Raw genomic sequence first — 15,807 nt, 5'->3', positions numbered from 1 at the left:
GGTTGAACCTGGTTTTTCTGTGGTGTAAGAGCTCAAATCTTCGAATACCGCGTTTGGATTGCAACCCCCGAGGAACTTAAACCATATACTTCTAGATCTAAATAAGGGTTTATATCCTGGAAATTGGCTTGGCATATTGTTTTTTTAAAGTGGATTAATAGCGCTGCGAGGTATATTTAAATCCTTCGATTTGTTGGAATTTAGGGTAAGAACATCAACATTTGGGCAAATGAATCCCGCATGAATTACCTAAGCCGGATAGCGATGATCGCTAGTACCTTGGGACTGTTCGCTTTAATCGCAGATTTTGGTTTCAATCAAAACAGCTTTTACCAAGAGGTTTTTGACGGTTTCTATTTCATTGTTTTAGGGTTTGGAATTATATCCACCGTCGCCCGATATGTTGCCAAAAAGAGATTCCCGGCCAAAAGTGTTTTTGCCTTTGATCTGATTTCCGTCGGCTTTTCCCTGTGGGTCTTTTACCTCTACCTGTTTGTGGGGGTACCCTTTGAGACTGACCTGATGCTGGAAAACCCCATTTGGGTTCAGATCGCCGTCGTGTTGACTTTTATCCGTGAGTTTTCTGAGCTTCGGATCAATTACAAGCGCACCGTACTCAATCCCGCCCAGCTTTTTGTGTCGAGTTTTGTGCTGATCATACTTTTCGGGACTTTTCTCCTGATGACTCCAAGGGCTACGGTGGGAGGTTTGTCTTTTATCGATGCGCTGTTTACCTCGACCAGTGCCGTGTGTGTCACCGGATTGATTGTGGTGGATACCGGAAGCTACTTTACTGATTTTGGGCAGTTGGTTATTCTCTTTTTGATTCAGATCGGAGGTTTGGGGATTTTGACTTTTGCCAGTTACTTCAGCTATTTTTTCAAAGGGGGTGCCACTTATGAAAATCAGCTGGCATTGAGTGATATGACCAATTCCAACAAATTGGGAGAGGTATTTTCGACGATCAAGTCCATTTTGTTGATCACCTTCGGAATCGAATTGATTTCAGCCGTTTTGATCTATTCGAGCCTGGATTCCACCCTTTTTCCCTCCGAACCCAGAAAGATTTTCTTTGCCGTTTTTCATGCGGTTTCGGCTTTTTGCAATGCCGGTTTTTCGACCCTTCCCAATGGGCTTTATGAAATGGGATTTCGGTACAATTACCTCCTGCAGCTGGTGATTATCCTGACTTTCGTGATGGGAGGATTGGGATTTCCCATTGTCAACAACATCATCACCTTTTTGAAATACAAACTGAAGGCATTGGCTTCTTTTGGCCGATACAAACCTACCTATCGTCCTTGGGTTCTGAATCTAAACAGTCGGATTACGCTGGTGACTACCCTTAGTATTTCACTGGTGGGTTTTGTGCTTTTTTTGGCTTTGGAATATAGCAATACCCTGGCCGAACATCAGGGCATGGGCAAGATCGTGACGGCTCTGTTTGGGGCCACCACTCCCCGAACGGCCGGATTCAATACCATCGACACTTCCGCGATGCTCTTTCCCACGACCATGATTGTTTTTTTGCTGATGTGGATTGGGGCTTCACCTGCTTCCACAGGAGGAGGGATCAAAACCAGTACCTTTGCGATTGCCACACTCAATATTTTAAGTTTGGCCAAAGGAAAAAGCAAAATTGAGGTTTACCGAAGGGAGATTGCCGATATTTCTGTCAGACGTGCATTTGCCACCATTTCTCTTTCCTTGATAATAATCGGGTTTGGGATCGTTTTGATTTCCGTATTTGATCCGGAAAAAACCTTGATTCAGATTGGCTTTGAATGTTTTTCAGCATTCAGTACGGTTGGATTGAGCTTGGGGATCACCGCTGCCCTATCCGATATGAGTAAAATTATCCTTACGGTCATCATGTTTGTCGGACGGGTTAGTATGTTATCGTTACTCATCGCCGTTTTCAAAAAGGTGCGGTATAAAAATTATAAATACCCGACGGAGGAAATTGTAATCAATTAATAGGGGCTTGTCAATCGGTTGGTAGCAAGAGGATTAAGCTTGCTGTTTATTCGACTATTAAACATCAACATATTTATGAAATACATCATTGTTGGATTGGGAAATTTCGGGTCTTCCTTGGCTATGAAACTGACCGCTTCAGGTAACGAAGTGATCGGGATTGATTCCCGAATTGAGAAGGTTGATCTGTATAAGGAGAAAATTTCTCATACGATCTGTATGAATGCCACGGATGAATTTACGGTTTCGGGACTTCCCCTGAGAGATACCGATGTGGTCATCGTGGCCATAGGAGAGGATCAAGGGGCCAACATCATGGCCACAGCCTTATTTAAAAATCAGCAAGTCAAACGATTGATCAGCCGTGCCATCAATCCGCTTCACGAGCGGGTGTTGCAAGCGCTTGGGGTGGATGAAATCGTGCACCCGGAGGAAGAAACAGCGGAACGCTTGGCAAAAAAGCTATGCATCAAAAATGTGGTGGACTCCTTCGAGCTCAGCGAGGAGTTTAGCATCATAGAGGCAAATGTGCCGGAAGAGTACGTGGGCAAATCCATCCGAGAGATAGGATTCAGGCAAAAATTCAATCTGCTCGTACTTACAACCATCAAAAAGGAGGAAGTCAAAAGCATCCTCGGGAAAAGCAGAACCATGGAAAGGGTTTTAGGGATTGCTACTCCCGAATTGATCTTGAAGGAAAATGAAATTTTGGTTCTTTTCGGCGCCAACCAAGACTTGGAAAAATTTCTGAAGAAGCGCTTTTAGGTCTTATTTACAAAAGCTCAAAAAGAAAAAGTAATCCCGCTAATCATCCAAAATTTGTCTTTGGAGGTCTGTTGTGCGGTTTGTTGAAACAAAGCCTCTGAAGAATAGAAATACCTTCCTTCTATCCTCAGGAGCAGATTTGACTGAGGGGTGAGGTTGAGGCATAGCCCATTGCTGAAAGCCTGGAATGGGGGTTGGAGCTCAGCGGTGATCTGAATCGAGTTGGGGTCGGAAAAATACTCCATTCTGCCCGATAGGGCTATTTTTTCGGTAAAGTGGTAACGGGCGATAAAATTGGCCTGCCACCAAAATACCTTGGAATTGAAGCGGTCCATCAGGTTGTTTTGGAAACCTGCATATAGACAGGAGGTGAAATCCCATTTTCCATCCCCATCGTGAATCCAGTACACATCGCTGAATGCCCGCAGTCGATCCTCGGGTCGGTCTGAAGACCGCTCATCTCCCCAGTAAGTATTCCAGTTGATGAGGTTTTTTTTATCAGGACGGTATTCGAGCTGAGTTCCCAGAGCTTTGCCGCGATTTTGATCCCTGATTTGTTGCCAGCCATTAAGTAGATATAGATAGGCAGTGAGTTTTCCGGAAAGAGGTAGGGTAAACTTGGCTCCTGAAAGGTAATAGGGGACATACTCCGGAGCAAAGCTGCGGGTATACATCAGGTGATCTCGACTGATGGCGCTTTCATTGGTATAGGGTGAACCCAAGATCCCAAAATCAACCCAGATTTCTTTTTCTTTGAACACTTGGAAACCCACAGAGGCTTCCACCAGATTTTTCAAGGTACCCGGCTCATTTTGGTAGTTGGCATTGATATAGGTGCCAAAACCCGGAACCAATCGCCCCCTTACTCGCTCAGATTCGTATCGGATATCCACAAAGGCCAGGTTGACAGTGGCCTCATTGTGCCGGTTCATGGATACAAAATAGGGGACTTGCCCATCTTCCGGACGGCTAAAGTCAAATCCAAAATAGGTGTCAAGGTAGGCTCCGATACTGAGGTTGCCGATATGTTCTCCCGTGTCGGAATTCATCAGTCCGGAGTTGAGAACCTGTGCAGACACTGGAGTCAGGGTTACCCAACCCAAAAACAAATGGAGTAAAAAAAGCCTCATTTCTAACAGATTTCGGAGAATCATATCCTGGTAGTGAAAATCAAATCTTATTAAACGCTTTGCTGCCTGTCGGGGAATTCCTTTTGATTTTGGGTCGTGTGATGCGAACTTCCCGACTTTCGTCGGTAAGGTGCTCAGCCCAAGCGACCGAAGATGCACAAAAGCTTGTCCTAATCTTGCTCTTCAAATGGTTAAGATGAAATGGCGGTAAGATTCCCTTTTTCCCAAAATTCAAATCTCAAATCTCAAATTTGAAATTTACCACACCCAGGTCCCTGTGGCGCCGGGATTCAGAGAGCCGAAAATCACCTTTTCCTTTTCCTGGATTTTGAAGCTGATCGGTTTTTGGGAATCATTTAGCGCAATCAATACTTTTTTTCCGTCAGGACGAAGAAATGCCACGTTGGACAGTCCTTCAAACACATTGGAATCAATTCGGACAGACCCGGGATCGACGAATTTGCTCGCATGGGCGATCACATAGTAGGCCGGATTGCGGGTCACCTGATCCCCATCGATGGTGACTGCACCAAGGCATCGGTCACATCCACCTCGATCGGTGTGCGGAGTGAGAGAAGGATTGGAACTGAGGTTCCATTCGAGCACCGTTTTGGCCCAATTGCGGGGAGCACCGATCAGCAGGTTTTTGACATGCCAGGGGATGTCACCTTCCAGGTTGCCGGGAGCGCCTACCCATTGCTCGGTGAAGTAGATGTTTTTGTCAGGATAGGCCTGATGAACTTCAGAAAGCGCTTCGATCTGCCCTCCGTAAAGGTGAAAAGCGGAGCCATCCACAAAGGGATTGGCCAGGGAGTCATTTAATATGGAGATGGGATAATCCGGCCGGTCTGCATTGTGGTCGTAGATGACAATTTTGGTTTTGATACCTTCATTTTTGAAAGCTGGACCCAAATGCTGCCCCACAAACCTGGCTTGTTGGATAGGCAACATAAAAAGTGACGGATTATTTCCGGGGTGTAGCGGCTCATTTTGGATGGTAAGCGCATCGATATTGAATCCCCTCTTTTCCATTTCTCGGATGTATTTTACCAAGTACTGTGCATACACCGGCTCAAATTCCTCTAATAGCGAACCCCCACGCGTGTCTTTGTTGTCCTTCATCCACTTGGGTGGTGACCAGGGAGAAGCCATAAGTTTGATTTCCGGATTGATTTCCAGGATTTGTTTCAAAACAGGAATTACATCCAATGTATCGTAGCTTAAGCTGAAATTTTCGAGCGAAAGATCGGTGGCCAGCGAATCCTCCAAATCGTTGTAGGAGAAGGGGAATTCATTGAGATCGGAAGCCGCCACGGCAAGTCGGAGATATGATATGCGGATGTCTTTTTCTCCATTGCCAAACAACTCTTTCAATACGGCAATCCTAGCCGAATCACTCATTTCCAAGAGGTGTTTGGCCGAACCCTGACTGAGTGTAAATCCAAACCCATCCATACTTTGATAAGTGGTTTCGGGATCTACCTGAATGATCAATTCCGAATCATTGTCATCCAGGTCTTCGGTAAGTTGCTGGAACAGAATCCCCTCTTTAGGGTCAGTCAGCCAAAATTCGGCGATGGGCTCTTTTTTGGAGCAGGCAAAGAGCAACAGGGAGAGGAATAGAAAAGGAATTTTTTTCATGACCTTAAAGAAAATGCCCCATTCTCGGGGTTTCAAAGTTTGTGATTTGAGATCAGAAATCAAGTAATTCCAGTCATAATTCCTTTTTATGATAATACAGAAGAAAGGAAAACGTCAATTCCAGCCTTGTCTAAGTCGTTCCAGCACTTCATGGGGGAAAATCATCCGGGTCAAGGGATCATTAGCTTTATACTCTCCAAAATACCAGTGATTGGAATCTCTTTTGGCACTCGCGATCAAGGTGTTTTTGACCTTGATGGTAAATCGCATGGTCTCTTCGTCAAAGCGGATTTGCTGCCCGGAATACGCAATCTGAAATCCTTCGTAGAGTTGCTGGATTTGTTTTTCTGTGGTGAAAAGAGAGGGGTTGAGGTAAATTTCCAAGGTCATGGTGTAATCTACGGGAACATAAACCGTGTCTGTAAGTACAAGTCCTTCCTTGAAATCGAGAATTTTCATTTCGCCAAAGTCAAAGCGCATGCCCACTTCATGTTCCATCTGACTGTACATCTGTTCCATCATTTTCCGAGGGGCCAAAGTGAAAATTTTGGGATTGGCCATGTCCAAAACGGTTTTCCAGTCCTTTGTCTTGGTGGCCAGAAAGTATTGTTCCAGTTTTGGTTGAAGTTCCAAGGAATGACCTTGTGCCCAAGCACAGTGAATAGACAAAAAGGCTGCGAGGAAAAAAAGAACAGATTTTTTCATAAGCGAGGGCAATGGTGAAAAATAACCCAAAAAACCGGGATTTCAGGAATGCTAGAGAAGAAATCAGTCAAGGATCATTTTTCAGTTTTTTCGAAGGGGGGGGCGAGGAAGGGGATTATCCGTTTTCAGGAATTTAAAAATCCGGCAACCGGTATTTTTTCGGGGAATATTTTATGGAAACAGTCAAAAAGAGGCTTTTCTAAATCCAGCCTGCTTTTTTCACTCTATAAGCTCACGAATCTACTAATTATCTGTTTTGTTAATGATTTAGTAATGGTCTGTAAGCGAAAAAAAAGTATTTGAAGTGCAAAAAAATATAAACAAAATGATCAACGGTATTTTGTTTATTCAAAATACTTTTAATCTTTGACAATTGATTAAGTGGGCTGATGTCGAGTTTTTTATAGAAAAATCAGTTTCACTCAGTTTTTAAGGCGAATTATTTGACACAACTATGGGAAAGAAAATTTTACTCCATTGGACCAGGCTGCTGTTACTGGTCATGACGATTGGCTTATCGGGGATGATAAGTCAGGAGAGTTGGGGGCAGGTTGTCCAGCCAACTGTCACAACGGATAAGTTGGATTATGCACCAGGAGAGGTTGCAATTATCTCAGGTAGTGGATGGATTGGGGATTCAAAGATTGATATTCATATGGATGAGGATCCTCCTTTACATGCAGATCATCAGCATGATTTTACTGATGTACCTGTAAATGCAGATGGTACATGGAGTGTGCAATTTCCAATTGAAGAGTACCACCTAGGGGTCACTTTTTATGTCACTGTAACAGGTCAAGAGACTGGAAGGACTGCGGAGTGGGTTTTTACGGATGGGAATGTGACGTTTAATTCAGTTGGATTACCAGGTCTTTCGGGCGCTTCCGTTGATTATAGGTACAGGAATCCAACAGGTGCGAATAATAGTAGTAATGACATAATTGGTACAGATAGTACTTCATTCACTGTAGGTGCAAGAAATAATGAACTTGTATTTTTTTCTTACCCAGATTTAATTTCAATTGGTGGAATTAATTATAGTTTAATTAGTGTCGGAATCAGTTCAGGAACTTTGGCTGAAGGTACTTTAGGGTACGACTATCAATTTTCATCCCCAAATGCAACAAGAACTTTAACTGGGAATTATGGAGCCTTAGTCATTTCTCCAGTTACGACGACCTATGGCAGTGCCTCTGTAGAACTTAAATCAACATTATACTCTAACTATCAAACTTCCGTCGGAATTTCAGGTCAAACAATTACATTTTTCATAAATGGAACCAGTGTCGGTACTGGCACAACGAATGCTAGCGGTATTGCCACTCTGAACGTAGATATTACCTCTTTGCCTTCACCTCTTGGAAAACTTGATGCGGGCGGTAGCTATACAATCACAAGTTCGTTTGCCGGGGTAACTGGAACCTATCTGCCAATTTCAGCAGCAAACAGTACTTCAAGTACTTTAACTGTAAATAAGCGTCCGGTAACGGTGACTGCGGAGGACAAGAGCAAGATCTATGGCAATGCCGATCCTGCCTTTACCTACCAGATCACATCGGGCAGCCTTGCGTTCACCGATTCGTTTACGGGCGCTTTGACCAGAGATTCCGGTGAAGACGTAGGCGACTACGCGATCACGCAGGGCACGCTGGCCTTGAGCAGCAACTATGACCTGACCTTCGTGGCGGGCAATCTGGAAATCACCGAAAGACCGATCGAGGTGACTGCGGATGACAAGAGCAAGATCTACGGCAATGCCGATCCTGCCTTTACCTACCAGATCACATCGGGCAGCCTTGCGTTCACCGATTCGTTTACGGGAGCTTTGACCAGAGATTCCGGTGAAGATGTAGGCGACTACGCGATCACGCAGGGCACGCTGGCCTTGAGCGGCAACTACATCCTGACCTTCGTGGCGGGCAATCTGGAAATCACTCCACTTCCAGTAACTGTGACAGCTGATGCCATCAGCAAATTCTGTGGCCAGGTTAATCCTCCGCTGACTTATACTTCAAGTCCTGCAGTTGGAACAGCCTTGCCAAATGGAGCGCTTATTGGCTTCACTGGTTCATTGACCAGAGTACCTGGAGAAGGTGTAGGAAGCTATGCCATCCAACAAGGTTCTTTGGCTAACAGCAACTATGTGATTACCTATGTGGGTGCCAATTTCACCATAAATGGTGTCACCATCGATGCCTCAGCTTCCAGTACTCCTGTTCCGATGGGAAGTGCAGCTATGTTGAGCGCAACAGTAACTCCAAATGTGGCTGATGTAACCGTAACCTTCACAGTTACAAATGAGGCTAACACAGTGGTATTTACAACAACGGCTTCGACTAATTCATCTGGTGTAGCAACTGCTACAACAGGTAGTCTAAATGCCATCGGTGTTCTCAAAGTGACAGCTACTGCAGGTTCAGGATGTGCTGAATCCGTTGCTTACATCCCAGTATTTGATGCCAGCGGAAGCTTTGTAACCGGTGGTGGCTGGATCGAATCTCCTGCTGGTGCAATGCCTGCTAATCCTAACGCAGTTGGAAAAGCCAACTTCGGTTTCGTATCACGTTACAAAAAGGGAAGCACCCAAGTAGATGGTAATACCGAATTCCAATTCAATGCAGGTGGAATTAACTTCAAGTCCACTATGCATGAATCAGGTTCATTGGTAATCTCCGGTAGAAAAGCGACTTACCGTGGATCAGGAACTATAAATGGTCAAACTGGATTTAAGTTCGTTGTTGTGGCAATTGATGGTGATTGGAACGGGCAAAACAATCCTGATGCTTTCAGAATCAAAATAACAACTACTTCAGGTGTCACTATCTATGATAACAAAATTGGAAGCGCAGAAAATGCAGACGATGCCACCATTCTTGGCAACAACGGTACAGGTGGTGGATCTATCGTAATCCATGAAGTGAAGGCTCCAGCCAAAGGAAACAAGCGAGTTTCGACCGAACTGATGACCGTTGCCTGGAACACTCCGGTGGAAACTATAAAGAAGCAAGTAGATCAGTTGAGCCTCACTTGGTTTGAAAGCAGAAAACTGCCAATGACCTTGGATGCAAGCAACTACGATCCATTGACTCCTGGATTCTATGAGTTGAAAGTAGATCTGATGGAAAATGAGTTCTTCGCTCTGGATGAGCCGATCTCAATTCAGGTGCTGGTTCAGGATAAACCAAAAGCTTTGGATATCCTTGTCGATAACAGCAAACTGACCAAAGAACTACGAGTAGGAGATGTGTTGGGCATCTTGAGAACAATCGATCCGGTGGATAATATCCATACCTATGGAATCGGGGATCATCCTGATCTCACCCTGGATGGCGATAAGCTGATCTGGAAAGGAACTACGGTTCCGGCACAGTTGAAGCTCACCGTCTTCAGTACTGATCGGGCAGGTCAGACCATCAGCAGAGAAATCAGCCTGAGCAGAGAAATGAAACCGGGAGAGTTCTTCCTGTATCCAAACCCTGCACAGCGTGAGACTAACGTAATGGTAGATCTGGACCAAGAAGCCACCGTAGCGATCAGAATCTATGACGCAGTCGGCCGAATGGTCGTAGAAAATGAAGCATACCGTGAAGGAAGCTTCACCCAAACCTTCAACTTAGACGGCCTGGCCGCAGGCTTCTACACCGTGCAGGTGAAAGTCGGAGATATGGTCATGACCAAGCGATTGATTAAGAAATAATCACCAATTAATTTTCCTCAAAATCCCGGTTCGCTTCGAATCGGGATTTTTTTGTTTTTGGACTTTCGGGAATTTTCTTGAGATTGGTAAAACCGCTAACCACTCAATAATCCCATGGCTGAAATCAAGACCAAACAAACAGATGCAGATGTATATGAATTTATCCGGGCTTTTGCGGATTCGGAGCAAAAGCGGCAGGACAGCTACGAATTGATCCGGATTATGCAGGAATTTACGGGCTTTGAACCCAAAATGTGGGGTCCCTCTATTATCGGGTTTGGCAAGTACCACTACCAATCCGAGCGAAGCAGTCAGCAGGGGGATTGGCCCTTGGTTGGATTTTCTCCCAGAAAAGCGGCCATCTCCCTCTACGTTTACACCGGTAGTCCCAAACATGCCCATCTTTTGGATGGTCTTGGGAAATTCAAAATGGGAAAGGCCTGTATCTATATCAAAAAACTAGCAGACATCAATATCGAGCAAATGAAAGTCCTCATGCAGGCTTCCATAGATTTTCTTCATGAGAAATACGGGAAAATTGACTAGGAATCCCCTCCATTAAAGATCCCCCTTCTTCCCAATCAGCTCCGGATCATACTGCAATTCAGCTTGCTGTGGGATCTGGAGTGGTCATTTGGTCCACTCTAAATTCCCTCCTAAACAATTCAAACTTTTTAGATTCATCATAAATTCTATTTTTGGACAAAGTTCAATCATGCGCCCCGAAGAAATCGACCGCCTTTCTACCGTCCTTTCCTATAATCTGCTGGATACTCCTCCCGAAGCAGACTTGGATGAATTGGCTGAGCTTATTTCTTTAGTTTGTGCTACTCCCATCGCCATTATTTCATTGATTGACGATAAGAGGCAATGGTACAAGGCCAAGGTAGGGGTTGAGAATTCTGAAGTTCCGGTTGAGGACTCCTTTTGCCAGTACACGATGCTTGACTCCACGCTCTTGGAGATTCCGGATGCGAGCAAGGATGATCGGGTCAAAGACAAACCGGCCACCCAGGGAAAGAACGGGATTCGTTTTTATGCCGGAATTCCCCTTCAGGCACCCAATGGGCATAATATCGGTACGGTTTGCGTAGCAAGTCCGATAAAAGGAAAGCTCAGTGAAAAGCAACAAAAGGCTTTTCGATTGCTGGCGAAGCAGGCGATGAATTTGATTGAATCCAAAAAAATGAACAAAAATTTGGGTTTGGAGCTTCGTCAAATCATTGATACCGAGCGGAAAAAAGCCGAGAGCAAACTGTACGAAAAAGAAGCTGAAATCAATGCCTTGATCCAGGCGATCAGTCTTTCCAATGGATTAGTCGAGTTTTCTCCCGAAGGAGAGATCGTATTGGTCAATGAGATTTTTGCCAGTTCAGTTGGCTATCAGGTTGCTGAATTGACAGGTAAGCTACATTCTGAATTGCTGTTTGAAGAAGATTTGGACCAATATGGGGATTTTTGGCATAAACTGAGGCAGGGCATTTTCAAGTCGGGACAGATGAAACGGCGTCACCGAAATGGGAATCCTGTTTGGATTTTGGCAACCTACAATCCCATTTTGGATGAAAAAGGAAGAGTCACCAAAGTCATAAAAATCGCCCAGGAAATTACCCAGTCCATCGAAAGTAGGGATACCCTGCAAAAAGAGAAAGAAAAGGCAGATATTCTCAATATTCAAAAGGACAACTTTATCGCCAATGTCAGCCATGAGATTCGTACTCCGATTCATGCGATTTTGGGATTTACGCAGCTTTTGCTGGATTCGGAAACTGAGCCTTTAAAAACGGGTTACCTCCAAGCCGTAAAGACTGCAGGAGATACCCTGCTTTTCATCATCAACGATATCCTGGATATTTCCAAAATTGAATCCGGGATTTTTCAGATTGACCAAGTCGAGTTTGATCTTAGGCGAACCATCGAAGAGCTCTATTCTTTTCTAAGAATCCGGTCGATTCAAAAAAACCTGGATTTCAGTTTTCAGATCGACCCTAAAATTCCGCCTTATTTGCTGGGGGATAAAAACCGACTTGCTCAGGTTTTGATCAATCTGGTTGGGAATGCGATCAAATTCACGGAGGAAGGTTTTGTGAAACTGATGGTATCGCAAAAAAGACAAACCAAGGATAAAGTTTGGATAAAGTTCAGTGTTCAGGATTCGGGGATAGGGATTCCTGCTGAGAAATTGGGGCAAATTTTTAACCGTTTTTCCCAAAGTGGAGAAACCAATTCCAGAAGATTTGGAGGGACCGGTTTGGGGCTCAATATTTCCAAGAGCATTGTCGAAAAAATGAACGGGTTGATCGAGGTCAACAGCAAGGAAGGGGCAGGTTCTGAATTTTCCTTTGAAATCGCCTTCAAAAAATCAGACCGGAAGCAGAGTTCTGATTCTCAAAGTACGCCCAAAGAACCGGGCGATAAGAGGCTTAATCCCATCCGGATTTTACTTTGTGAGGACAACGAGCTCAACCAAGTCCTGATGACCAAGTTGCTTTCACCTCCTCATTTTGAGTTGACTTTGGCCAAATCGGGGTTGGAAGGAGTCCGGTACCTGGAAAGTCATTCGGTGGATTTGATCTTGATGGATATCCAAATGCCTGTGATGGATGGATATCAGGCTACTGACAAGATTAGAAACGAATTGAACATAAAGGCCCCGATAATTGCGCTTTCGGCAAATTTCTTGATAAAAGAAAAGAAAAAATGTCTGGATGCAGGCATGGATGATTATTTGTCCAAACCGTTTTCTCAAGAGGAGTTGTTTCAAAAAATTCACGACTGGGCTCCGGCGGGAAGTGTAGCTTCGAATACGGATGGGGAGTATCATCCTGATCTTCAGGCGTCCGAATTGCCGGTTGATCTGAGTATTCTGAGTGAATTTTCGGGAGGGAATCGGGAATTTGAACTGGAAATGATCCGTATGTTTTTGGATCAGGTGAAGTCTTGGAAGGAAGAAATGAAGCAGGATATTTCTCAGGAGAGTTTTGAAGGCATCAAAGCCAGCAGCCACCGCTTGAAATCCTCTTTTGCAGTCATCGGAGCAAAAGACGAGGCCTTAGCCCAACTTCAAGTGCTTGCAGAAAACCGTGACTTAAGCAATATTATCGGCGTGTTTCAGGGAATGATTGAATATCTGGACCTGGCAATTCCCTTTTTGGAAGAAAAATTAAACAAAAAATGAAGAAATTATTACTGGTCGAGGATGATGAAATGCTCTTGAAATCCCTCTCCTTTTATTTGAAAACCAATCAATTTGATGTCTTAGCCTATGACAATGGCGCTGATGCCATTGAGATGCTTTCCGATTCAAATTCGTCCGTTGATTTGGTCATCACGGATCTCAATTTGCCCTTTGCAGGAGGTCAGCAGGTCATTCAGGCAGTAAAAAACAGTTCTCGCCCTGATCTTCCTATCATTGTGTTGACCGCTTCAGGAATAGAATCCACAGAATTGGAAGTCTTGGACTTGGGTGCGGATGAGTTTATTTCCAAGCCTTTCAGCCCTGCGATTTTGCTCAAGCGTATTCAGAAATTAGTGAAATAATCCAACCGTCTTTTTGATGTCGTTTTTCAATCTTGGCTCTTATGGAATTTTTGGAAACCCGTAGTCAGTTTTTTCGGGAATGGTGGCTCAACATTTCGTTGAAAGAAGGCTTGATCCTGGTTATTCTGGCGTTTGCGTTGGCGGGTTTGTTCTTTTTCCTGCTGACCTTGTGGAAAAGAGCCCGAAAGCTGAAGGAGATAAAGGTAAAGGATGCTTACCAAGCGGAAATAGATCAGGTACTTTTTGGGTTTGTATTTGGTCAGGATGGGGCGGAAGAGGAATTGAAAAAATTTTCCATTTCGGGGAAATCCAATTTGTATAAAAAAGTATTGATCAAATCACTGATCAGCCTTCACAGCAATTTTACCGGGAGTTCGACAGACAAATTAGAAGAGTTCTATGTCAGTTCGGGCTTGGTGAGTTATTCCCTTCACAAGCTGCAATCCAAGAAATGGACCGAAGTCGTGGAAGGAATCCGTGATTTGGCGGCTTTGAATTATCAGCCTGCTTATGACTCTATCAAACAGGTGAAATTTTCCAAAAACGACCTCGTGCAGCAGGAAAAACTGATTGCGAGGATTAGGCTGCGGGGATTAAGCGAACTTAGCGAGTTCCGAAACAGCAAAGCCTATTTTAATGATTGGACCCAAAGTAATATCCTTTTTTCGGTCAAACGATTTAAGGTGAAGAACCTGGAAAACCTCCAGGATTTGCTCGATTCGTCCAATGAATCGGTGGCTCTTTTGGTGATTCGATTGATATTTTATTTCCGAAATTCAGCCCAATTGCTGGCCATAGATGATTTTGAGCAGCGCACAGGGAGTGAAAAATTACTCAGTGAGATCAATTTTTTAAAGCGAAACAGTACGATAAAGGCCTATTCGAGTTATGACAGGAATTGATTGGTTAGATACCGGGATTTGGGTTTTCAATTACTTTATCCTCTTTTTCGCCTTTCTGGTGATGATTTCCTACTTGGTTTTGGCCGCGATCAGTGCCCGTGGATTGACGCAATACCTGGCACGAAATCGATTTGTCAATTATCAGGCGCTGTTATCCTTAGAGAATGTGCCTCGAGTAAGTTTGATCGCCCCTGCCTACAACGAAGGCCGAACCATAGAGGAAAACGTGAAGTCTCTTTTGGCGATCAATTACAACAACTATGATGTGATCGTGGTCAATGATGGGAGCAAGGACAACTCGATGGAAGTGCTGATTGCCGGTTTCCAGTTGGTGCGGTCTGAGATAACCTACGTTCCCTACATTCCGACTAAGCAAGTCAGAGGTATTTATATTTCCACAAATCCTGCCTATTCTAAATTGGTCGTGATTGACAAGGAAAACGGAGGCAAAGCAGATGCCCTGAATACGGGGATCAATCATTCTCAAAATCCCTACTTGGTGTGCATCGATGTGGATTGCATCATGGACAAAGACGTGCTGTTGAAGCTGGCCAAGCCGTATATGGAAGCTTCTGATTCCAAAGTCATTGCCACCGGTGGGGTCGTGCGGATTGCCAATTCCTGCGTGATCAAAGCCGGCAAACTGGTAGATGTCAAAGCCCCTGACAATTTTCTGGCGAGAGTACAGGTGATCGAGTACCTGAGGGCTTTTATCCTCGGGCGTATGGCTTGGAGCAAAATGGACGGACTGTTGATTATCAGCGGGGCATTCGGAATGTTTGACCGGGACATTGCGATGAAGTGTGGGGGATACAGTACCTCCACGGTGGGAGAAGATATGGAGTTGATCGTGCGGATGAGGAGGTATATGATCGATCAGGGATTGCCATACAAAGTTCAATACATTCCTGATCCCCTATGCTGGACAGAGGCACCGGAGAGTTTCAAGATTTTGGGCAAGCAGCGAAGCCGTTGGATGCGGGGCACGATCGAGACGCTTTGGACCCATCGCAAGATGCTGTTCAATCCCAAGTACAAAATCCTGGGCTTGCTCAGTTTTCCGTATTGGTTTTTCTTTGAATACCTCGCGCCTTTGGTTGAGTTTACCGGCTTGATCATCACCTTTATTCTGATCTACCTCGGTATTGTGAATTGGGAATATTTCGTTCTCTTTATTATTCTGGTGTATGTGTTTGCGGTATTTTTTTCCATGCTGGCACTGTATGCCGAGGAATCCACTTTCAAACGCTATCACCGAATCAAGGACTTGGTCAAACTGGCAGGTGTAGCCCTGATCGAACCCTTATATTTCCATCCCTTTACGGTTTATGCCTCCCTCAAGGGCAACTGGGAAAAGTTGAGAGGAAATAAAGGCTGGGGCGAAATGACCCGAAAGGGATTTGAGAAAAAACCGGGTTGAAGTAATTCAGAGCCAAGGAGGTGAGGTGTC

The 15,807-nt window shown here is 44.6% G+C and carries 11 protein-coding genes; 8 read left to right on the top strand and 3 right to left on the bottom strand.

Going from position 1 to position 15,807, the window contains the following annotated elements; translation table 11 throughout:
• Positions 1-240 precede the first annotated feature (240 nt).
• Positions 241-1,977 (top strand): TrkH family potassium uptake protein, encoded by a 1,737-nt coding sequence (locus tag CLV31_RS08940; RefSeq protein WP_111392542.1) that lies wholly within the window; start codon positions 241-243, stop codon positions 1,975-1,977.
• 75 nt (positions 1,978-2,052) lie between these two features.
• Positions 2,053-2,742 (top strand): potassium channel family protein, encoded by a 690-nt coding sequence (locus CLV31_RS08935; RefSeq protein WP_111392541.1) that lies wholly within the window; start codon positions 2,053-2,055, stop codon positions 2,740-2,742.
• 17 nt (positions 2,743-2,759) lie between these two features.
• Here the strand turns inward: CLV31_RS08935 and CLV31_RS08930 are convergent, their stop codons facing one another.
• The 3 genes from CLV31_RS08930 to CLV31_RS08920 all read right to left on the bottom strand — a co-directional run bounded on the left by CLV31_RS08930 (position 2,760) and on the right by CLV31_RS08920 (position 6,218).
• Complete coding sequence (locus CLV31_RS08930) at positions 2,760-3,872, bottom strand: outer membrane beta-barrel protein (RefSeq protein ID WP_245943365.1); 1,113 nt, start codon at positions 3,870-3,872, stop codon at positions 2,760-2,762.
• A gap of 258 nt (positions 3,873-4,130) precedes the next feature.
• Positions 4,131-5,513: a glycoside hydrolase family 30 protein gene (locus CLV31_RS08925; protein WP_111392540.1), complete on the bottom strand. Its 1,383-nt coding sequence runs from the start codon at positions 5,511-5,513 to the stop codon at positions 4,131-4,133.
• A 114-nt stretch (positions 5,514-5,627) separates the two neighbouring features.
• Positions 5,628-6,218, bottom strand: coding sequence for a hypothetical protein (locus CLV31_RS08920; protein ID WP_111392539.1), 591 nt, complete (start codon positions 6,216-6,218; stop codon positions 5,628-5,630).
• Positions 6,219-6,720: 502 nt separating this feature from the next.
• Between CLV31_RS08920 and CLV31_RS08915 the strand changes: the two genes are divergently transcribed.
• The 6 genes from CLV31_RS08915 (at position 6,721) to CLV31_RS08890 (ending at position 15,777) form a co-directional block, all read left to right on the top strand.
• Positions 6,721-9,915, top strand: a complete 3,195-nt coding sequence (locus CLV31_RS08915) for an MBG domain-containing protein (protein ID WP_181452596.1) — start codon at positions 6,721-6,723, stop codon at positions 9,913-9,915.
• Between the two features lie 114 nt (positions 9,916-10,029).
• Positions 10,030-10,461: a DUF1801 domain-containing protein gene (locus tag CLV31_RS08910; RefSeq protein ID WP_111392537.1), complete on the top strand. Its 432-nt coding sequence runs from the start codon at positions 10,030-10,032 to the stop codon at positions 10,459-10,461.
• Between the two features lie 169 nt (positions 10,462-10,630).
• A complete protein-coding gene (locus tag CLV31_RS08905; protein ID WP_111392536.1) occupies positions 10,631-13,093 on the top strand; it encodes an ATP-binding protein in 2,463 nt (820 codons plus the stop codon).
• Positions 13,090-13,455: a response regulator transcription factor gene (locus tag CLV31_RS08900; RefSeq protein ID WP_111392535.1), complete on the top strand. Its 366-nt coding sequence runs from the start codon at positions 13,090-13,092 to the stop codon at positions 13,453-13,455. The genes CLV31_RS08905 and CLV31_RS08900 overlap by 4 nt, the downstream gene beginning before the upstream one ends.
• A gap of 41 nt (positions 13,456-13,496) precedes the next feature.
• Positions 13,497-14,357, top strand: a complete 861-nt coding sequence (locus CLV31_RS08895) for a hypothetical protein (RefSeq protein ID WP_111392534.1) — start codon at positions 13,497-13,499, stop codon at positions 14,355-14,357.
• Complete coding sequence (locus CLV31_RS08890; protein ID WP_220084330.1) at positions 14,344-15,777, top strand: glycosyltransferase family 2 protein; 1,434 nt, start codon at positions 14,344-14,346, stop codon at positions 15,775-15,777. The genes CLV31_RS08895 and CLV31_RS08890 overlap by 14 nt, the downstream gene beginning before the upstream one ends.
• Positions 15,778-15,807 lie beyond the last annotated feature (30 nt).

The sequence above is a fragment of the Algoriphagus aquaeductus genome (genome assembly GCF_003253485.1).
Taxonomy (GTDB): Bacteria; Bacteroidota; Bacteroidia; order Cytophagales; family Cyclobacteriaceae; genus Algoriphagus; species Algoriphagus aquaeductus.
The sequence above is the reverse complement of the archived record's forward strand: the minus strand, read 5'-3'. Positions and strand labels throughout refer to the sequence as shown.